Source organism: Streptomyces sp. NPDC049040 (assembly GCF_043197715.1).
Taxonomy (GTDB): Bacteria; Actinomycetota; Actinomycetes; order Streptomycetales; family Streptomycetaceae; genus Actinacidiphila.
Genome location: NZ_JBICTO010000001.1, coordinates 310,427 through 329,731, shown reverse-complemented (window position 1 = coordinate 329,731; position 19,305 = coordinate 310,427). Strand labels below are relative to the sequence as shown.

17 protein-coding genes are annotated in these 19,305 nt (G+C 73.9%); 8 read left to right on the top strand and 9 right to left on the bottom strand.

The window, feature by feature from the left end:
* Window positions 1-164: 164 nt before the first annotated feature.
* On the top strand, window positions 165-2,717 hold the full coding sequence (locus ACGFMP_RS01455; protein WP_393669562.1) for a caspase family protein: 2,553 nt from the start codon (window positions 165-167) through the stop codon (window positions 2,715-2,717).
* 291 nt (window positions 2,718-3,008) lie between these two features.
* Here ACGFMP_RS01455 and ACGFMP_RS01450 read toward each other — a convergent pair whose 3' ends face one another.
* The 3 genes from ACGFMP_RS01450 to ACGFMP_RS01440 form a co-directional block, all read right to left on the bottom strand.
* The gene (locus tag ACGFMP_RS01450; protein ID WP_393669561.1) at window positions 3,009-4,091 is read right to left on the bottom strand and encodes a hypothetical protein; all 1,083 of its coding nucleotides are present in this window, start codon (window positions 4,089-4,091) and stop codon (window positions 3,009-3,011) included.
* A gap of 136 nt (window positions 4,092-4,227) precedes the next feature.
* Window positions 4,228-4,584: a YciI family protein gene (locus tag ACGFMP_RS01445; RefSeq protein WP_393669560.1), complete on the bottom strand. Its 357-nt coding sequence runs from the start codon at window positions 4,582-4,584 to the stop codon at window positions 4,228-4,230.
* Between the two features lie 98 nt (window positions 4,585-4,682).
* Complete coding sequence (locus tag ACGFMP_RS01440) at window positions 4,683-6,149, bottom strand: MFS transporter (protein ID WP_393669559.1); 1,467 nt, start codon at window positions 6,147-6,149, stop codon at window positions 4,683-4,685.
* Between the two features lie 247 nt (window positions 6,150-6,396).
* Between ACGFMP_RS01440 and ACGFMP_RS01435 the strand changes: the two genes are divergently transcribed.
* A complete protein-coding gene (locus ACGFMP_RS01435) occupies window positions 6,397-7,026 on the top strand; it encodes a TetR-like C-terminal domain-containing protein (protein WP_393669558.1) in 630 nt (209 codons plus the stop codon).
* A 48-nt stretch (window positions 7,027-7,074) separates the two neighbouring features.
* Here ACGFMP_RS01435 and ACGFMP_RS01430 read toward each other — a convergent pair whose 3' ends face one another.
* From ACGFMP_RS01430 to ACGFMP_RS01415, 4 genes are all read right to left on the bottom strand, one after another.
* Window positions 7,075-7,617: a GNAT family N-acetyltransferase gene (locus ACGFMP_RS01430; RefSeq protein WP_393669557.1), complete on the bottom strand. Its 543-nt coding sequence runs from the start codon at window positions 7,615-7,617 to the stop codon at window positions 7,075-7,077.
* A 147-nt stretch (window positions 7,618-7,764) separates the two neighbouring features.
* Window positions 7,765-8,031: a hypothetical protein gene (locus tag ACGFMP_RS01425; protein ID WP_393669556.1), complete on the bottom strand. Its 267-nt coding sequence runs from the start codon at window positions 8,029-8,031 to the stop codon at window positions 7,765-7,767.
* Between the two features lie 261 nt (window positions 8,032-8,292).
* A complete protein-coding gene (locus ACGFMP_RS01420) occupies window positions 8,293-9,975 on the bottom strand; it encodes a cellulase family glycosylhydrolase (protein WP_393669555.1) in 1,683 nt (560 codons plus the stop codon).
* Window positions 9,976-10,086: 111 nt separating this feature from the next.
* On the bottom strand, window positions 10,087-10,752 hold the full coding sequence (locus tag ACGFMP_RS01415; RefSeq protein ID WP_393669554.1) for a TetR/AcrR family transcriptional regulator: 666 nt from the start codon (window positions 10,750-10,752) through the stop codon (window positions 10,087-10,089).
* A gap of 100 nt (window positions 10,753-10,852) precedes the next feature.
* Here ACGFMP_RS01415 and ACGFMP_RS01410 point away from each other — a divergent pair, with 100 nt between their 5' ends.
* The 3 genes from ACGFMP_RS01410 to ACGFMP_RS01400 all read left to right on the top strand — a co-directional run bounded on the left by ACGFMP_RS01410 (window position 10,853) and on the right by ACGFMP_RS01400 (window position 13,425).
* Window positions 10,853-11,251, top strand: coding sequence for an SgcJ/EcaC family oxidoreductase (locus tag ACGFMP_RS01410; RefSeq protein ID WP_393669553.1), 399 nt, complete (start codon window positions 10,853-10,855; stop codon window positions 11,249-11,251).
* A 237-nt stretch (window positions 11,252-11,488) separates the two neighbouring features.
* Window positions 11,489-12,205, top strand: a complete 717-nt coding sequence (locus ACGFMP_RS01405) for an SDR family NAD(P)-dependent oxidoreductase (protein WP_393669552.1) — start codon at window positions 11,489-11,491, stop codon at window positions 12,203-12,205.
* Window positions 12,206-12,609: 404 nt separating this feature from the next.
* A complete protein-coding gene (locus tag ACGFMP_RS01400; RefSeq protein ID WP_393669551.1) occupies window positions 12,610-13,425 on the top strand; it encodes a DUF3152 domain-containing protein in 816 nt (271 codons plus the stop codon).
* A 31-nt stretch (window positions 13,426-13,456) separates the two neighbouring features.
* Here the strand turns inward: ACGFMP_RS01400 and ACGFMP_RS01395 are convergent, their stop codons facing one another.
* On the bottom strand, window positions 13,457-14,884 hold the full coding sequence (locus ACGFMP_RS01395; RefSeq protein ID WP_393669550.1) for an MFS transporter: 1,428 nt from the start codon (window positions 14,882-14,884) through the stop codon (window positions 13,457-13,459).
* A 55-nt stretch (window positions 14,885-14,939) separates the two neighbouring features.
* Between ACGFMP_RS01395 and ACGFMP_RS01390 the strand changes: the two genes are divergently transcribed.
* The gene (locus ACGFMP_RS01390; RefSeq protein WP_393669549.1) at window positions 14,940-15,929 is read left to right on the top strand and encodes an ArsR/SmtB family transcription factor; all 990 of its coding nucleotides are present in this window, start codon (window positions 14,940-14,942) and stop codon (window positions 15,927-15,929) included.
* Between the two features lie 84 nt (window positions 15,930-16,013).
* Here the strand turns inward: ACGFMP_RS01390 and ACGFMP_RS01385 are convergent, their stop codons facing one another.
* Window positions 16,014-16,724: a class I SAM-dependent DNA methyltransferase gene (locus tag ACGFMP_RS01385; RefSeq protein WP_393669548.1), complete on the bottom strand. Its 711-nt coding sequence runs from the start codon at window positions 16,722-16,724 to the stop codon at window positions 16,014-16,016.
* A gap of 134 nt (window positions 16,725-16,858) precedes the next feature.
* Here ACGFMP_RS01385 and ACGFMP_RS01380 point away from each other — a divergent pair, with 134 nt between their 5' ends.
* Complete coding sequence (locus ACGFMP_RS01380) at window positions 16,859-18,226, top strand: hypothetical protein (protein WP_393669547.1); 1,368 nt, start codon at window positions 16,859-16,861, stop codon at window positions 18,224-18,226.
* Window positions 18,223-19,251, top strand: coding sequence for a hypothetical protein (locus ACGFMP_RS01375; protein ID WP_393669546.1), 1,029 nt, complete (start codon window positions 18,223-18,225; stop codon window positions 19,249-19,251). The genes ACGFMP_RS01380 and ACGFMP_RS01375 overlap by 4 nt, the downstream gene beginning before the upstream one ends.
* The last annotated feature ends 54 nt before the right edge of the window (window positions 19,252-19,305 follow it).

Genomic DNA, 19,305 nt, shown 5'->3' with positions numbered 1-19,305 from the left:
TGGGGGGAGCTACCGCCGCGATTCGGGTGCGGTGCTCAATGCCCATGGGGGGCGGGGGAGTTGGACGTGGTTCTGGCCACCCGGTGTGCGGGCGGTCGCCGCGGCCGGGTACGCGGCTCGCAGCCGGGTACGCACGTCGGCGCGGGGACGGTGAGCGACCTCCCGTGGGCCGCCGACTCGCGCTGCTGATCGCCACCTACGACTACCAGGACCCCGGCCTGGGGCGCCTCACCGCACCCACCCACGACGCGGAGGCCCTGACCGGCGTGCTGCGGGACCCGGACATCGGGGGCTTCGAGGTCACCACGCTCGTCAACGCGAAGCACCACCGCGTCGGCGAGGCCATCGGCGACCTCTACCGCGACCGCCGCCGCGACGACCTCACCCTGCTCTACTTCACCGGGCACGGGCTCAAGGACGACGCGGGCCGGCTGTATCTGGCCACCGCCGACACCCGCTGCGACAACCTGCGGTTCACCGCGGTCTCGGCCGCCGACATCGACGGGGCCATGTCCGATTCGCGGTCCCGCAGCAAGCTCCTGATCCTGGATTGCTGCTACAGCGGGGCCTTCCCGCACGGCACCTTCGCCAAGGCCGGGACGGACGTCCACGCGCTCGACAGTTTCCGCGGTCACGGCCGGGCCGTCCTGACCGCCTCGGACGCCACCCAGTACGCCTTCGAGGACGGATGCCTGCTCGGCGAGACCGTGGGCGTCCTGCCCAGGTCCGTCTTCACCCGCCACCTCGTGGCGGGCCTCAGCGACGGCAGCGCGGACGAGGACCTCGACGGTGACATCACCGTCGACGAGCTGTACGACTACGTCTACGACCGCGTCGTGGCCGAGTCGCCGCGGCAGCAGCCGAAGTGCCTCACGGATGTCAGGGGGCGCATGGTCGTCGCCCGCAACATCAACTGGACTCCCCCCGCGCACCTGGTCCGTTCACTGGGCAGCCCGCTGGCCGCCATTCGCCTCGCCGCGCTGCCGGCCCTCGACGACCTCCACAGGAAGGGCAACGCGCACGTCCGGGAGCGGATCGCCGCGGAATACCTGCGGCTGACGGAGGACGACAGCCGCAGTGTCTCGGAGGCGGCCGCGGAGTGGCTGGCCGCGCACGAGGCCGTGCCGCCGGGAGCGGCGGAGGAGCCCCGGGCCGCGGTGCCGCCGGCGGTGGAGGAGCCTCGGGCTGACGTGCCGCCGGCGGTGGAGGAGCCTCGGGCTGATATGCCGCCGACGGTGGAGGAGCCTCGGGCTGACGTGCCGCCTACGGTGGAGGAGCCTCGGGCTGACGTGCCGCCTACGGTGGAGGAGCCTCGGGCTGATATGCCGCCGGGAGCGGCGGAGGAGCCTCGGGCTGATATGCCGCCGGGGGAGGCCACGGTCGGGGAACGGGGACGGGACCAGCGGCGGGCCCCGGTCGGGGAACGGAGACGGGAACGGGCCCCGGCCCCGGAACCGGGGGCGGCCCCGTCTCCCACCGCGACGCCGACGTCGCCCCTCGCACCGGCACCGGCACCCGCACCGGGGCGCCCGCGCGCGGCCGCAGAACGGCCGCCCCGGGTGGGGCCGGAGGAGGCCGGCCGGGCCGCCGAGCTCGACACCAGGAGCGGGCAGGATCCGCTGGACGTGCCGGAATGGGTGAAGCCGATGGGGGGCTCCCTGGCGGCAACGCCCCAGGACGAACGGTCGGCCGAAGCGAAGGCCGCCACCTCAGGCACCGGCCGACGAAGCGGCGGCCCGGCGTCCGAAGTGGTGCTCGTGGCCGAGTTGCTCGGCGCGAGCGGCCACGCCGACCTGGTCGAATTCTCCCCCGACGGACGACTGCTGGCCGCGGGCGGCGCGAAGGGCAGCGTGTGGCTGTGGAGCATGCCGACCTGCCGCCTTGTCCGGCGCCTCAGCGCCGACGGTCTCAGCGACCTGTCACTGTCCAGTGACGGCTCCATGCTGGCCATCGCCGACGGTGCCGGGCAGGCGGTCGTGCAGTCGCTGACCCACCCGGAGCGCCGCGGGCAGCGGCTGCCCACAGTGAGCGTGGGCGGTGCCATGACGCAGATGGCGGTGTACCTGGCCCTGATCGAGAACGAGACCAAGCCCGGACCCTCCCTCGTGGCGTTCTCACCGGTGGATCCGACCCGGGTGGCCACCGCGAAGGTCGGCGGGAGCGCACAACTGTGGGCCCTGCGAAGGGACAGGGAGCCAGCCCGCAAGTCGCCTGGCGTATTCGGCGTTTCGGCCATGGCGTTCGCCCCGAGCGGCGACCTGCTCGCCACCTGCGGTGTGGACGGGCACATCGGCGTGTGGCGGGTGCCGACCGGGCGGCGGCACTCCGCGATCAAGCCTGACCGCGGCACTGCCATCAGGGCCGCGGCCTTCTCACCTGGGGATTCCGTCCTCGCTACGGGCGACGACGACGGCAGGGTGTGGATCTGGCGCGTGGGGGCGCGCGGCGGCCTTGTCGACACGGCTTTCGGCGACAGCGGCCCCATCACGTCGCTTGCGTACTCCCCCGACGGCTCCCTGCTGGCGTGCGGCAGCGCCGACGGTTTCCGGATGGCCGCCACGGTGGGATACGCACCCGCGCATCCTCTCCCCGCGAGCCCGATCGGCGGACTCCCCGTACGCAGCGTCGCCTTCTCGCCCACAGAGCCCCTCCTTGCCACCGCGTCGTCCGACGGCCGCGTCCGCCTCTGGAACATCAGCGCCCTGACCGGCCGCTGAGCCGGGAAGGGGCCGCCCCTGCGGCGGGCAGCCGCATTGTCAGTGCCTGCGCCTAGGGTCGAGGCGCGTGGTCGGCTTCCGAGGTATCCAACTCTGCAGAGCGGTTGCATCCCCGGCTCTGCCAGGGGGCGGCGCGGGTCACACCCGGGCCCAACCGGCGGCCGGGCCTTGTCGATGGCCCAGAGGAGACCTGCCAGCGCCGACCGCGCACCATCTGTCCGCGCTGCCGAGTGGTGCGGGTCCCCGCCGGAGCGGGCGCAGGCCGCGTGGCCCGCGGCGGGCTGAGCGCGGTCAGTGCGGCAGCCGCAGGTCCGTACAGCCGTGCCGTTCCGCGGCGTTCTCGGCGAAGGCACGCAACGAGGCCTTCAGAAAAGGGGCCTTGGGGTCCGCGTATTCGGTGGCGACGACGGAGAAGAGGGTCCGCGCGGTGTGCCCGGGGCAACGGGCGGTGGCCCAGGCCTCGTTGCGGGAGAGGCCGGCGTCCGCGTCCGTGCGGTATCCGTTCCTGGCGTCGGGGGCGGTCCGCAGCCGCTGCGCATACGGGCCGTAGTTCGCCTGGAACCAGTACGCGGCCTCGTCCAGGCCCGCGGTCTTGCCGAGGGCGCACTCCTCGACCGGGAGGTTCCCGGTGCCGCCGGTCTGCTTGGTCCAGTTGACCTCGCCGGTGTCCGCGACGGTCTGGACCGGGATGCCGGTGCAGGTGCCGTCGGCGTCCCTGGCGCTCCCGCTGTGCCGTGCGGTCTCGGTGGGCGACTCCGTGGCCGGTTGCGCCAGTTCCGGTATCGGGCCGCCGTGCTTCGCGTCGCAGCCGTAGTGGCGGGCCGCCCGTATCGCGGTGGCGGTGACGAGCCGGCCGACCTCGCGGGCCGCGTCCACGTCGTCGAGCCCCCGTTCCGCGGTGGCGGACACCACCACGGAGGCCTGCCTGTTGGTGCAGCCCATGACGACCGCGGTGTTGCGCAGGTCGGTGTAGCCCTCCCAGCCGCCGCCGAGCGCGATCGGCAGTTCGTCGGCGTCCCCGCGCAGCCGGCTGAGGAAGCCGGCCGAAGCGCCGGTGTAGGTGCCGGAGTCGGTGGCGGTGACCGTGTCGGCGATCTCGCCGATGGTGAGGTGGAGGCGGGCGACGTCGCAGCTCTCCCAGCGCAGTCCTTCGCGCTCCGCGTGGTGTTCTTCGTGACCCAGGCCGCTTTCGCTGTGGCCGGTGAAGACGGCGGACTCGGCCTCGGGCAGGAGATTCCGGCAGTAGCTCGCGAGTTTGTCGCGGTAGCGCGCGTCCCTGCCGGTGTCGCTCAGCCGATACCAGCTGTACCCGGCGACGGTGACCGCCACCAGCGGCAGCACGACGAACACGGCGACCCGCCGCAAAACCCGCATCTGATCCGCACCCGCTCCCCGTCAGCCGCAATGCCCCCGCGTGCGGCGCGAAGCGTCCTTCGTACCGATCATCAGAGCCGATGGTCAAGGGGGTTTCGAAGGCGAGCGGTTCGCGGGGCGCCCGGATGCCGGTGGGTCATCGGCCCCGCGCCTGCGCCATCGAGCGCGGAAAGCGGGCGGGGGCGAAGGCCATCGCCCCCGAAGGAGCCATCCACGGCAGCACGGTGACCGAGAAGCGGCCGGCTTGGACGGCAGGGTCCGCTTCCTCGAGCCGCAGCACCTCGTCGGGGCCGCCCCGGAAGATGGCCAGCCCCTTGAACGCCTCCTCCGCGCCGCCGAGCAGCGGGCCCGCGGACAGCAGATGGCCCGCCTCGTGGAGATCCGCGAGGTGGGCCATGTGGGCGTCCTGCAGGGCCGCGGCCGCCTCTTCGTCCAACTGGGGGGCGTCGGGACGGAGCACGAGGAGCGCGATGGTGAACCGGTCGAATTCCATGCGCGGGACGGTATACGAGGCCACCGACAGCCCGGCCCGGCAAGCGGTGGGCCGGGCTGTCGGCGGGCGGCTTCCCCGGCCGGCGTCCGCGTGCGCGCTCAGGCGAGGGCCCGTCCCCTCCGGGCGGTCCCGCGGGGGCGGAGGAAGACCGCGGCGAGGACGGCCGCGAGGAGGACGAGTGCGGCGTTGACGGCGATGGCGACGGTGACGCCGTGGTGGATCGCCGAGGGGGTGACGGCACCGGCGGTGGTGGCGGTGACGACGGCGGACATGATCGGCGTGCCCATGGTGATGCCGACCTGCTGGGACATCGAGGCCAGGCCGGTGGCGAGACCCTGCTCCGCGTCCGGCAGCCCACTGGTGGCGGTGACCATGAAGCCGACGATGACGAGCATGTTGCCGATGCCGCCGATGAAGGTGGCGGGCAGCAGCAGGGCCAGCGAGGGGCCCGTGGTGGTGCCGAGGAAGACCAGCGCGGCGGTGGCGGCGGCCTGGATCAGGGCGCCGGCGACCAGCGGGGTCAGGAGGGTGGTCTTCGCGATGACCCTGGGGGCGAGCAGGCCGCCGACGACCGTGCCGCCGCCGAGGACACCGAAGGTGACGCCGGCCGCGAGCGGGGAGAAGCCCAGGGTGTCCTGCAGGTAGAGGGTGAGCAGGTAGACCAGCGAGGTCTCGGTGACGAAGGCGAGCAGGCCGAGCACATTGCCCCAGGCGACGTTGCGGCGGCCCAGCGTCCGCAGCGGCACCAGCGGCTGGGCGACCGTGCGCTCGATCAGGAAGAACGCGGCGAGCAGCGCGACACCCAGGCCCAGGCCGAGGAGGGCGTGGCCGCTCGTCCAGCCGTGGTCCCCGGCCTGGGTGAGGCCGTAGACGAAGGCGAGCAGGCCGCCGGTGACGGTGAGGGCGCCGGGCAGGTCGAGCCGGGGGCGCTCGGTCGGCCTGGACTCCTTGATCACGGCCGGGGCGACCACGACGACGGCGAGTGCGACGGGCACGTTGATGAAGAAGGCCCACCGCCAGGAGAGCAGGTCGGTCAGGGCGCCGCCGAGTATGGCGCCCGTGGTGAACCCGGCGGACATCAGGGCGCCGTTGACGCCCAGCGCCTTCTGCCGCAGCGGGCCTTCGGGGAAGGCGGTGGTCAGCAGGGAAAGGCCGGCGGGTGTGGCGGCGGCGGTGGCCAGGCCCTGGGCGACGCGGGCGGCCAGCAGGACGCCGGGGGTGGTGGCCAGCCCTCCGACCAGCGAGGACAGGCCCAGCAGGGCGATGCTGCCGATGAACATCTTCTTGCGCCCCGCCAGGTCGCCGATGCGGCCGAGGAAGAGGGTGAATCCGGCGGCGGTCAGGGCGAAAGCGGTCGCGATCCACTGGAGGCCGGACAGGGAGAAGCCGAGGCCGCGGCCGATGGTCGGCAGCGCGACGTTCAGGATCGAGAAGTCGACGGCGAGCATGAACTGTGCGACCAGCAGGACGGCCAGGACCACTTTCAGCCGGCGGGTGAGGTGCTGTGGCCGGGCCTCGGGCGCCTGGTGGAGGGTGGCGGCCTGGGCCGCCTGTGCGGTGGACATGGCAAGGCTTCCTTTCGGCTCCACCGCCGGTGGCGGCGGCAGGCGCGAGGGCGAGCGCGGAGGGGCATGAGCCATCCGGCTAACGGGACTGAAGTTCCGTTACGGCCTGACGGTAGCATGGTCTGACGCCCTAAGGGAACCGTGGTTCCGATAAGGTGGATCTCTGGCTTCACCAAGGCATCACGCACCGCCGCGAGCCGTCGTGGATCGCCGCTGGAAGACTGGAAAGAACGGAAGGGAGAGGCCCATGTCCGCAACGTCCGCCGCCTCGGCGGCGCCCGGAGCCCAGCGCCCGGGCGGCCGTACCGCACGCGTCCGCGAGGCCGTCCTGCAGGCCGCGGGCGACGCCCTCGCGGCCGACGGTTTCGAATCGCTCGACCTCGCCGAGATCGCCCGCCGCGCGGACGTCGGCAAGACCACCGTCTACCGGCGCTGGGGCAGCTCAGGTGCGCTCGCGGCCGACCTGCTGGCCGACATGGCCGAGCAGTCCCTTCCCCGCGCCGACACCGGCAGCCTGCGGGAGGACCTGCGGGCCAACGCCCGGCTCGTCGTCAAGACCCTGGCCGACCCGCGGCAGGGCCGCCTGTTCAAGGCCCTGATCGCGGCCTCCCTCTGCAACGACCAGGCAGCCGAAGCCCTGCACCGCTTCTACGCGGTCCGCATCGAGGAGTGGGCCGGCTGCGTCCGCGACGCCGTCGCCCGCGGCGAGATCCCCGGGGCCACCGACCCGCACGCGGTCGTCGCCGCGGTGTCGGCCCCCCTCTACTACGCGTTCCTCAACACCGGCCGCGCCCTCGGCGACACGGACGCCGAAGCGGCCGCGGACGCCGCGGCCACCGCGGCCGAGGCAGGCGTCTGGACCCGCCGGGCGGGCTGAGCGGGCCGGGCTGAGCCGGGCGGGCCGGAGCCGGCGGGATGCCGGGGGTCAGCGGCGGTCGAGGCCCCAGGTCTGCAGGGCGTAGGGACGGCCCTTCTCCTCGCCCGTGACCAGCGGGACGTCGAGCCGGGTGAAGCCCGCCTTGGTGGCCACTGCGACGCTGGCGGAGTTCTCCGCCTCCAGCTCCAGGATGACCTGGTCGGCGCCCAGCTGCTCGAAGGCGTACGCGGCCATCACCCGTACCGCGCGGACGGCGAGCCCCTGGCCGCGGTGTGCGGGGCCGACCGCGTAGCCCAGCTCCGTGCCCTCGGGGGCGCGCCGCAGCATCACCTCGCCGAGCGGGGCGCCGCCGTCGACGGTGATGGCGAGCAGGATGGCCGCGCCCTGCGCCCGCAGCTGCCGGTCACGGTCCAGCCGGGCACGGGCGGCGGCCGCGTCGAAGGGGGAGACCAGCGGCGTCCAGTACGCGACGTCGGGGTGGTCGAACAGGTCCGGCATCGCGGCCAGGTCCGCCTCCGTCCAGTCACGCAGGACGAGGCCTTCTCCCGTCAGCTCGATCCGATCGGGAAAGGGCGGAGCGGCGCTGCTCATCGGGTGACCTCCCTGGCCGGTCGGGAACGAGGCAGCTTAATCGGGCGGGGCCGTCGCTCCGCCGGGGGCATCCGAGTCGGCCGCGCGGCCTCCCGCCACGGCGGCGGGGGGGTGGGGAGCACGCCTCGTGTCCCTCACGGGTGGGCGTCAGACCTGGCCGTAGAGGGTCGCCGGGTCGACCAGTCGGATATCCGGGTCGGCTGCCGCGGCGGCGTGCGCCTTGTCGTGGAAACCGCCCCCGCTGAAGCACATGAGTTTCGTGCCGGTGGTGTCGTAGCGGCCTGCCGAAGTGATGAGGTCGCGGATATGCCGGAGATGTTCGATGGGGGCCGCACCCATGGTGTCGTTCCACTTGGCCTCTCCGATGGCCAGGAGTGGCGGCTTGGCGCCATCCGCGATTCCGATGACCGCCACGTCGACCTCGTGGCCGGTGCGGGCCTTGGGGTCGTGAACGACGCCTTGTCCGACACGGGCCGGCAGACCGCCCGGAAACTCAGGGTCCGCGTGATGCAGCGCCCAGTCGCGGCAGACCTGTTCGAAGTGGGGTCCGAGGACGTTGCTGACGAAGCGGCGCCGACTGGCCTCGGTTCTCGCGGAAAACGTCGGCGTCCTGGTGGAGCAGTCCTGACCGGCGGGGGCGGGCGGCCCCCGCCGGTCAGCGAAACGGCGGCCGGATCAGCCGATGGCGCAGGCGCTGCCGTTGAGGGTGAAGGCGGCCGGGTTGGTGTTGGTGGTGCCCTTGTTGCCGATGAAGCCCACGGAGACCGAGCCGGCGGCGGGGATGGTGGAGGTGTACGCGGCGGGCACGACGCTCACCGTGGCGCCGCTCTGCGTGGGTGTGCCTCCCCACATGTTGGCGATGGTCTGGCCGTCGGCGAAGTCGAAGGCCAGCTTCCAGGCGCTGATGGGGGTGGTGCCGGTGTTGCGGATGGTGATGTCGCCCTGGAAGCCGCCGGGCCAGTCGCCGGTGACGCGGTAGGCGACGGAGCAGCCCACCGCGGGTGCCTTGGCGGTGGTGACGGTCACCGTGGCGGAACGCGGCGAGCGGTTCCCCGCGGCGTCGCGTGCGTAGACCGCGAAGGTGTAGGCGGTGTTGGGGGTGAGGCCGGTGACCGTGGCGGAGTTGGTGGTCGACGCGGCGGCCGCGGTCTCGGTGCTGCCGCTGACGCGGACGACGTCGTAGCCGGTGACGCCCACGTTGTCGGTGGCGGCGGTCCAGGCGAGGGTGGCGGAGGTGGCCGTCACTGCGGAGGACGCCGGGGTGCCGGGGGCCGTCGGCGCCTGGGTGTCGGTCGAGGTGCCGCCGCCGTAGACGGTGGCCTCCTTGGCGGTCTGGGCGATGCCGTTGACACCGTTGAAGATGCGCTGGCCCCAGGCGCTGAGGTGGGTGGGGTCGAAGCCGATCGCCAGGTCGAGGATCGGGTCGGTGTTGCCGCTCCAGGACCAGGCCAGGTAGCCCAGCTTGAGCTGCTGGGCTGTGGCCATCATGGTGTCCTCGTCCGGGTCGCCGTACTGGTCGGCCGGGCCGCCGAACTCGCCGATGAGGATGGGGAGTTTCGCGCTGACGAAGGCGTTGAGGTAGTCGGTGATCTCCGCCGCGGTGTCGAAGACGCTGTACATGTGGATCGAGAAGATCAGGTTGCCCGTGGTGTCGGCGTTGTAGACGGACTGCGCGTTGGCGCGCATCACGCCTTGCCAGTCCTGGCCCCAGTTGGGCGCGTCCACCATGATCGTGTGCTGGAAGCCGGCGGCGCGCAGCTTCTGGACGGCGGCGGTGGTGGGGGCCGTCCAGCCGGCCGGGTCGGTGTTGCCCCAGGGCTCGTTGCCGATGTTGATGATGACGTAGCTCTCCTGGCCGGCGAGCACGCTCTTGAGGCCGATCCAGTAGTCGGCCGCCTCGTCGAGGGTGCCGGCCGCCGAGTCCTCGCCGTAGCCGGTGGTGTCGTGCACTTCGAGCACGCAGATGAGCCGGAGCGACTTGCACTGGGAGACGATGCCCGTGACCTCCTCCGGGCTGGTCCTGGTCCAGCGGTGGCCGTCGGAGAGCACCACGCGGACGGAGTTGGCACCGAGCGCCTTGATGTCGGCCAGCGACCGGGTCTGGCCCGTGTACCAGGTGTACGCGTGGTTGACGCCGCGCATGACGAAGTCGTTGCCGTTGCCTTCGAGCAGCCGGCCGTTGGCGATGTGCAGGCCGGAGGTGGCGGCGCTCGGCGCGGCCGCGGTGTCCGCGGCGGGCGACAGGGCCTGGGCGCCGGCCGGGGACAGGGCGCCGAGGGCGACGATCCCGAGGGCGGCGGCCAGCGCGGTCAGCAGGCGGGTGAGAGGACTCTTGCGTGTCGGGCGGGGTTTTCTCACTGCGACTCCAGGAAGTGGGCGCCGGCAGTCGGCGTGTGGGGGGTGTGGGAGCGCTCCCATGAAGCCACCGCCCTGCACCCGCGTCAAGGGATCCCGCACGCACCGACCGGCTCAGGCGCCGGCCGGCACACCCTCCGCCGCGTCCTTCGCCGAGCTCGCCGGAGCCTCCGCCGCGTCCTGCGGAACGCGCGCGCCCAGCAGTGCCAGGCAGTTCGCCCACAGCGCGTCCAGCCGGCGCGGGCTGTTGTACAGCTTCGCGAACAGCACCTGGCCCTCCAGTTGCGCGACGACCGAGCGGGCGGCCTCGCGGTCGTCCGCGGCGGTGATCTCACCGCGCCCGCGGGCCTCGGCGACGACCGACTCGACCATCGTCACCTGGGCGTCGAAGACCTCCTGGAGACGGGCTCTGATGGCCTCCGTCTGGTTGCTCAGCTCCAGGGTCAGATTGCCGAACATGCACCCGGAGACGGTGCCGCAGCTCTGCTGGCCGGACCGCTGGATGTTCTCGGTCTCCTCGAACAGCTGCCGCAGCCGCAGCAGCGGCTCGGGGTCGCCGCGCAGCACCCGGATCCAGTCGCGCTCCTGCGCGGCCCAGTGCTCGTCGATGACGGCCAGTGCCAGGGCCTCCTTGGAGGCGAAGAAGTAGTAGAAGCTGCCCTTCGGCACCCCGGCGGCCTTGCAGATCTCGGCCACGCCCAGCGCCGAGTAACCGCGCAGCTCGATGAGCGACTGCGCGGCGGTGAGGATCTTCTCCCTGGCATCACTGGTACGTCCCATGCGGACAGTGTACGACCGGTCGTCTACTCTGGCCAGTGGATACCCGACCGGTCGGCTACCACTCCGGCCGCCGAAACCGTACAGAGACGAGGTCCCACCCATGAGTGACCTGAAGACCGCGGCGACGGACACGCCCGGCAATCCCATGGCCGAGGTGCTGGCCCGCTGGAAGGCCGCCTTCGACGGCCACCGGACGGACGCGATGGCCGCCCTCTTCACCCCCGACGCCCTCTTCCAGGGGTTCGACCCCGAGGTGGCCGCCGGGCGGGAGGCGGTCAGGGCGTACTACGCGGCGGTGGCGCAGGACCGTACGGCCGACGTGACGCTGCTGCACACCTACGCGATAGGCGCCGAGACGGCAGGCGGCTTCGCCGACGTCACCTTCCGCGGCCGCGACGGCTGGGAGGCGGCGGTGCACCTCTCGCTGGTGCTCCGGCTGGTCGAGGGCCGGTGGCTGATCCGCCAGTACCACGTGTCGCGGGTCGCCACGGATCACTGACGCGGCCGGGGGCGGGTCCTGCGCGCAGGGGCTCCGGGGGCGTCGGGGGCCGGGCGGCGGGCGGACCGGCGGCGGGCGGCGGGCTTGGGGCCGGACTGGCGGCCGGGTCGCGCCGGGGTGTGACCCGGAACTCCTTGACCTTTTGTCGACCGGTCGTCTACATTCAAATAGGCGACCGGTCGGCTAGTAGATCGGACGCCAGCGAGAACCACCAACCCTCATCGGAAGAAGGTCACCATGAGCACCACTCAGGGCCAGAAGGTCGCCGTCGTCACCGGCGCTTCGCAGGGCATCGGCGCCGGCCTGGTCGCCGCCTACCGCAAGCTCGGCTATGCCGTCGTCGCGACCTCTCGCGGCATCGACCCGTCGGACGACGCCGGCATCGTGACCGTGAGGGGCGACATAGCCGACCCCGCCACCGCCGAGCGCGTGATCGCCGCGGGTGTCGAGCGCTTCGGCCGCATCGACACGCTGGTCAACAACGCCGGCATCTTCGTCGCCAAGCCCTTCACCGACTACACCCAGGACGAGTTCGACCAGGTCCTCGGTGTGAACATGGCGGGCTTCTTCCACCCCACCCAGCAGGCGATCCCGCACATGCTGGCCCAGGGCGGCGGCCACATCGTCAACATCACGACCAGCTTCGTCGACCACCCGAACTCGGCCGTGCCCTCCGTGCTCGCCTCGCTGACGAAGGGCGGCCTCCAGGCCGCGACGAAGTCCCTGGCCATCGAGTACGCCACCCGCGGCATCCGCACCAACGCCGTATCCCCCGGTGTCATCAAGACCCCGATGCACCCCGAGGCGCACCACGCGACGCTGAGCTCGCTGCACCCCGTGGGCCGGATGGGCGAGATCTCCGACATCGTCGACGCCGTGCTCTACCTGGAGAACGCGCCCTTCGCGACCGGTGAGATCCTGCACGTCGACGGCGGCCAGAGCGCGGGCCACTGACCCCGCACCACCCCGCCACGCGGCCGTCCGGAAAGTCCGGTGCGGCCGCGCGTCGTCGTTCCGGGCGGTTGCCGGGCGGGGAAGCCCCGCCCCTACCGGTGGCCGGGGTGGGTCTCCCACGCGGACGCGACGGCTTGCCCTCCGGTGCCGTCGCGCCCGCTTCCGTTGCGGAACGGTCACATGGGCCCGGCACCCGGCACCCGCCCCCAGCAGGGCACATTCCCAGGGCGTTATGCATCCGTGACCGGATGGACCAGGCGTCATCACATGTCCCCGCGAGTCTGGAGGCTGTGCGCACGGGCCAGGATTCCCCCTTGCCGGCCCGTGCGCACCGGACCACGGCGGGAAGGCGGAGCGGGAGCGCGTCGCTTCACCGCCGCGCCGGCGATCGGAGAGGACGCGGAATGGGAAGGGCGCGAAAGCGGAGGACGGCGGCGCGCGGGCGCGGCGGGAAGCGCGCGGGCGGCGGGTCGTACCTGCTCTTCGGGCTGATCTTCGTGGCACTGCTCGGGGTGACGCTCTACGCGGTGAAGTCAGGCGGCCAGGCGCGCGCCGGGACCCCGGAGGCCACGTCCGGCAGTGACGGCACGGCGCGGCCCGCGACCGCCACCCCGCCCCCCGCGACCCCCGCGCGTCCCCGCACCCCTGCCTCGGTCCCCCAGCACGGCACCGGCGGCTTCAGCACCGCGCACGCCTCGGGCAAAGCGGTGGGCCGGGGCACCATCCGGCGCTACGAGGTGCAGGTCGAGGACGGCGCGGGCATATCGTCCGCCATCGCGGCGCGGGAGGTCCAGGAGATACTCGCCGACCCGCGCGGCTGGACCGACGACGGCCGCGACGGCTTCCAGCTGGTGTCCTCGGGGCCCGCCGACTTCGTGGTGAAGATCGCCACGCCGGACACGGTGGACAAGATCTGCGGCGCGGCCGGGCTGCACACCCACGGCGAGGTCAACTGCGACGTCGGCCCGACCGTGGTGGTCAACCTCAAGCGCTGGCAGCTGGGTTCGCCGGAGTTCGCAGGACCGATCGGCGGCTACCGCGCGCTCATCATCAACCACGAGGTCGGCCACCGGATCGGCCACGGCCACGAAGGGTGCCCGGGCCCCGGGAAGCTCGCGCCGGTCATGATGCAGCAGATCGACGGCCTGCACGGCTGCAAGGCCAACGCCTGGCCCTACGACGCCGACGGCCGCTACATCCGGGGCCCCGCGGTCCCCTGACCCGGCGCCGCGTCAGCCGGGGTTCGCCCGGTCAGCCGGTGCGGTGGGCCCGCCGCCGCTCGGCCCACCGCACCGCGGGGACCATGGCCGCGCCGCTGAGGGCGAACAGGGCGCCGGGCACCGCCCAGCCGAGCGGGCCGTGGCCGATGGCCACGCTGGTGATCAGGGCGGGGCCGAGCATCATGCCCGCGGACGCCCCGGCCTGGAAGACGCCCTGGTACGCGCCGGTGGCGCCGGGATCCGCCAGGTCGTAGCTGAGCAGCCAGCCGCCGGCCTGGGAGAACACCTCGCCCGCGGTCTCCAGGACGACCGCCGCCAGCAGGACCGCCGCCGCGGCGGCCGCGGGCAGGCCCCGGCTGACGGCGACGACGAGGCACGAGCCGGCCAGCAGCAGCCCGGAGAGGCGGCAGGCGCGGGCCGCGGAGTGCAGGTCCCTGGTGGCGCGGGTGGCGCGTACCTGGAAGGCCACGACCAGGACGGTGTTGAGGAGCAGCGCGGCCGCGACGACGGCACGCGGGGCGTCGGTCTCGCGCACGACCCACAGCGGGATGCCGACGTTCAGGACGGCGAACTGCACGGTCAGCAGGGCGTTGAGCGCCGTGACGGCGAGGTAGGGCAGGTCGCGCAGCGCACCGCGGCGGACGGCGTCGGGCAGGACCGCGCCGGCGTCCGCGGTGGCCTCCGGGCCCGCGCCGGCGTCCGGGGCCGCCTCCGCGGTGGCCTCCGGGTCCGCGGTGGCCTCCGGGCTCGCGCCGGCGTCCGGGGCCGCCTCCGCGGTGGCCTCCGGGCTCGCGCTGGCGTCCGGGTCCGCCTCCGCGCCGGCCTCCGGGCTCGTGTCCGCCCCGCGCGCCGCCGTCGGGATGCGCGGCAGCATCGCGGCCACCACGAGGAAGGAGGCCGCGTCGGCGAGGATCGCGGCGAGGTAGGCGCCGCGGGTGTCGGCCTGGAGCGCGAGCGCGGCGACGGCCGCGCCCGCTCCGATGCCGACGTTGGTGACGGCCCGCAGGTAGGCCCGGCCGCGCACCCGGGTCGCCTTGGGCAGCGCGTCCGCGTACAGCGCGTTGCGCACCGCCGCCGCGCCCCGGTCCACCGCCGTCTCGGCGCACACCACCAGCAGGAAGACGCCGAAGCTGTGCACCAGGGCGTACGAGGCCATGCCCGCCGCCCCCGCGAGGCTCAGCACGATCAGCATCCGCCGGCTGCCCCAGCGGTCGGCGGCCCGTCCCGCGGGGATGCTCGCCGCGACACCGCAGACGCCGGCGGCGGTCAGGCCGATCCCGACCTGGCCGACGCCCAGCCCCGCGACGCGGGTGAAGTACAGGGCGCTGACCGTCATGAAGAGGCCGTTGCCGAAGGTGTTGACCAGCACCATCCAGGACAGCCGGCGGACCTCCGGCTCCGGGCGGAAGCGGCGGCGGGGCGCGGCGGGCGGGCCGGCCGTGACGGTGGTCGAGGTCATGTCACGATCACAACGGGTCCCGCCGGTGGCGGGAACTGATTTAGCCTGGCGCTCAATGATCCGCTTCCGGCTCGGACTTGCCGACCTCGCCTCGGCCTCCTTCGCCTGCTCGGCGCTCCAGGAGGCCGCGTTGAGCCTGCGCATGTGGGGCCACCCGGGCCACTACGTCGAGCAGACGCGGTGGTTCCACCGCATACGCCCGGACTTCGAGGCGCTGGAGAACCGGGACCTGCTGCTGTCGCTGATCGCCTCCAACCGCTACCTCCCGGACTTCCTCACGCCCCGCCCCACCACGCCGTGGCCCGATTTCCAGGACGAGTTGGCGGCCCTGCGGGCGACGCCGCCCGAGCTCGTACGGCCCGACCTGGAGCGGACCTTCCTGCCGCACGACCGCGTCGTCCCCGCGCTGCTCGCGGACCGGCTCGACGACCCCGCCGCGCTGCTCGACGTGATCGCCGGGGCGATGGACGAGTACTGGCAGCGGTGCCTGGCGCCCGCCTGGTGGCCGCGGGCCCGCTCGGTGCTGCAGGCCGATCTCGTGTACCGGGCGCGGATGATGGCGGAGGGCGGCGCCGACGCGCTGTTCGCGGACCTCGCCCGCAGGCTGAGCTGGCAGGGCGGGGTCCTGTCGATCCACTGGGACCAGCCGCTGACGCTGGCCCGCGCCGAGGTCGACGTGGACGGCCGCGGGCTGGTGCTGGTGCCCACCTGCTTCGCGCGCGGCGCCAGCACGTACATCGACCCCGGGCAGACGCCGGTCATCACCTACCCGGCCCGCGGCCTCGCCACGATGGTGGAGAACCTGTGCCCGCCGGCGCCCGGCCCGGCGCTGAGGCGCCTGCTGGGCGCGCCGCGGGCCCGCCTGCTGCTGCTCCTCGACGAGCCGTCGTCCACGACCGAGCTGGCCCGCAGGCTCGGCGTCACGCCGGGCGCGGTGAGCCAGCACCTGCGAGTCCTCCACGACGGCCGCCTGGTGAACCGCGCCCGCCACGGCCGCATGGTGCTCTACGCCCGCAGCGCGCTGGGCGACGCGCTGTGCACCTGAGCCGTGGTGCGGCGCGGGCCGGCCGGCAGCCGACCGGCGGTCCACCAGGAGCGGACCGGAGGCCGACCGCCGGCCGACCGGCAGCTACCGGCAGCCGACCGCCGGCCAACCGCCGGCTGATCCGGGGTCTGAGTCGCCGTCCGTCCCGCGGCGGGCGAGAAGCAGGCCGCCGAGCCTGCTCTCGGCCGAGGTGAGGGTCCGCTGCGTCTCGACGGTGAAGCCCGTGCCGTCGAGCAGGGCGGCCAGCCGTTCGGGGCGGCGGCGGTGGACGTGGACCCTCATGGGGTGGCCGCCGTACCCTTCCGTCTTCAGCCGCGTCCCGTCCCCTGCATGGAAGCTGAGCAGCAGCGGGGCGCCGGGCCGCAGCACCCGCCGGAAGTGCCCGAGGACCCGGCCGATCTCGTCGTCGGGGATGTGGATGAGCGAATACCACGCCACCAGGCCGGCCATCGAGCCGTCGGCCATGCCGAGTTCGGTCATGGAGCCGACCTCGAACCGCAGTCCGGGGTGGTCGCGCCGGGCCACCTCGACCATCCCGGGGGACAGGTCGATGCCGAAGGCGTCCACGCCCAGACCCGACAGGTGGGCGGTGATCCTCCCCGGGCCGCACCCCACGTCCGCGACCGGTCCGCCGCCGCCCTGGCGCACCAGGTCGGCGAACAGCGCGAGGACGGCGCGCTCTTCGGGCGTCTCGTCCAGCAGGTGGCGTACCTGGTCCGCGTAGTCGGCGGCCACCGTGTCGTAGGACGTCCTGGTGTCCTGAAGCCAGTCGCCGGTGTCCGGCCCGATCTCCACGCCCGCAGGCTACGCCGCCCCCCGCGCCCGCGGCATCCCCGGCCGCCGGTGCCGCAATCGCGGTTGCCACCGGGGAGCCGGGTTGGCACCATCGCTGCCATGACGTCAGGAAAGGGCTGCGGGCCCTTCACACGGTGAGCGCGGCACAGCGGGGCACCCGCGGGGGACCCCAGGGGAAGGCCACGCTTCTCGCCCATGCGCTCGGGCTGCGGGGCCGCCACGGGAAAGGGCCGTGGCCCGCTTACGGGGACCCGCTGCCAGACGGGGGCGGCCACCGGCTGGGCTTCGCCGGCGGTGGTGAGGACGCCTTGCTCAGGCGGGACGCGGGGGAGGGCGGCGCCCGGGTCACGGCGGCCGATGTCGCCGGGCACCTCGAACAGCTTCCGGCCGCGCCCGAGTCGGGGGCCGGACGGCTGCACGACCTGCTCGCGGGGTGCTCCGCGATCGACATCGCCGACGGGCTCGGTGCCGAGGTACTGCGTCGCGGGCTGCCGCCTGACGGACTGCGGCGGGTGGGGCGGGAACTGGCGCAGGACGGGACGCACCGGGAGGCGGTGAAGATCGGGCTGGTCCTGCTGGGACTCGGCGGGGACGTCAGGGACCGCGAACTGCTGCTCCTGCTCGGCACGTTGGAGGAGTTGACGCTCTACGCGGCCGTCGCGCTGCGCCGTTCGCAGCCGGACCCGGAACCGGCCGTGCACGAGCTGGCCCGGCGGGTCGCGGGCTGGGGGCGCATCCAGGCGGTGCGGGTGCTGGGCGGCACCGTGGACCCCGTGGACCCCGCGGTCAGGGCGTGGCTGCTGCGCGAGGGCTTCCGCAACACCATCTCGGACGAGTACCTGGCGCACATCGCCGCGACCGCGGGCGATCTGCGCGGCGCGCTGGGCCCGCAGCACGTCGACACCGCGCTGCTGGACGGCGCCGGCGGCATCCTGGCGGCGCTCGCACGGAGTCAGGGCGGTCCTGCGCCCGGTCTGGCCGACTACCGGGACGCCGTCCCCGTGCTCCACCGCTACGCCGACCTGGCTCCCCGGGAGCGGCCCGCCACCGTCGCCGCGCTGCGCGACCTGATCGGCATCACCGCCTTCTTCCGCCACCCGCCGGACGACCTGGCCTGGGCCGACGCCGCCAAAGCGGAACTGGCCGCGCGCTACGAGCGGCTGCTCCTGGCACCCCACTGGCCCGCCGTGGTCCTCGACCATCTCGCCGACCCCCGCCGCCCCGACTTCGCCCTTGCCCTGCACCCCGCCGCCGTCCTGGGCCTGCGCCCGCAGGCCCGCATCCTGGCCCGCCTGGAGACGGGGCCTTCCCTGCTCGACCCGACCTGGGCCCACGCGCTGCGCACCGCGGACCCGCGACTGGCCGCCCGCGTCGCGGCCCTGGCGGAGCGGCGCGCCGCTGTCGCCCCGCAAGCCGAACGCGACCAGGCGCGGCAGGTGTTCGCCCACCTCGCACCGGGCCTGGCGGACCGCTGGGACCGGTACGGGGAGCAGCGGCCGTGACGGCGGCCCGCCTCACCCCGTACGCCCGCCTCCCCGGCCGCTACGCAGGGCTGCGGGTCGCGGCGTCGACCGTCGACGCCCGGGGGCGGGTCGTCACCCTGCTCGTCCCCCCGGCGGCCACCTGCACCCGCCGCCTGCCGCCCGAGCGGCGGCTGTCCTACGACGCGCTGGTCGTCGTGTCGGAGGGGACGGACGGCGTCCTGGACGAGGTGCGCCTGCCGGGACTCGACCTGCACCTGCCGTACATCGACGCGCTGGGCAGCGGCTTCGTCCTCGCGGCCGCCCGCTGCCCCATGCCCTCAGGGCCCCCCGCCGCCACCTTCGAGGCGCTGGAAAGGGAGGTGCCGCACAACGCGCTCGTCGTGGGCCGTGACGGCGTCCCGCTCAGGACCTTCCACGCGGGCGACGACATCCGGCACCTGCTCACGGACGCCTACGGCGGGATCTGGACGGCTTACGGCGACGAGTCGTGCCTCTGCGCCCCGCTCCTGCCCCCCCGTCGCCGCGACGGCAGACCCGTGCTTGCGGCCGCCCCGGGCCCGGGACCGCGGACGACCATGTCGAGGCCCGGCCTCGTCCGGTGGACCGGCGCCGGGGAGCCGGCCTGGTACGCGAGGAACGACCAGCCCCTGCACTGGGACGACTGCTACGCCCTCAATGTCGCGGACGACCGCGCGTGGGCCTACCCCTACACGGGCTTCCCCCTGGTGGAGGTCGATGCGGAGGGTATCCGCAGGACCCGGCGCACACCGGTGCGAGGTGCCACGGCGATCCTGGTCGACGGCCAGGACGGCACCGGTGTCGGCTTCGTGACGGCCGACACCGGCACCGCCAGGGTCCCCGGCCACTACACAGTCACCCTCACCCGTGACCGTGGCGGCCTGCTCGGCGTGGTGGCCTCGGTCCCGCTGCTGCTCCCGGACGGCAGCCGACCCGGCGCGTGGGCCCGCCGCACCGTCTGCCGCGGGAGCCGGATGTGGACGCAATTCGACGACGACCGCACCTGGTACGGCTTGGGCCTGTGACTGGCGATGACTTTCCGCCCTCCCCGTGGTCCTACGAAGGGCGGTCCCGGTGGG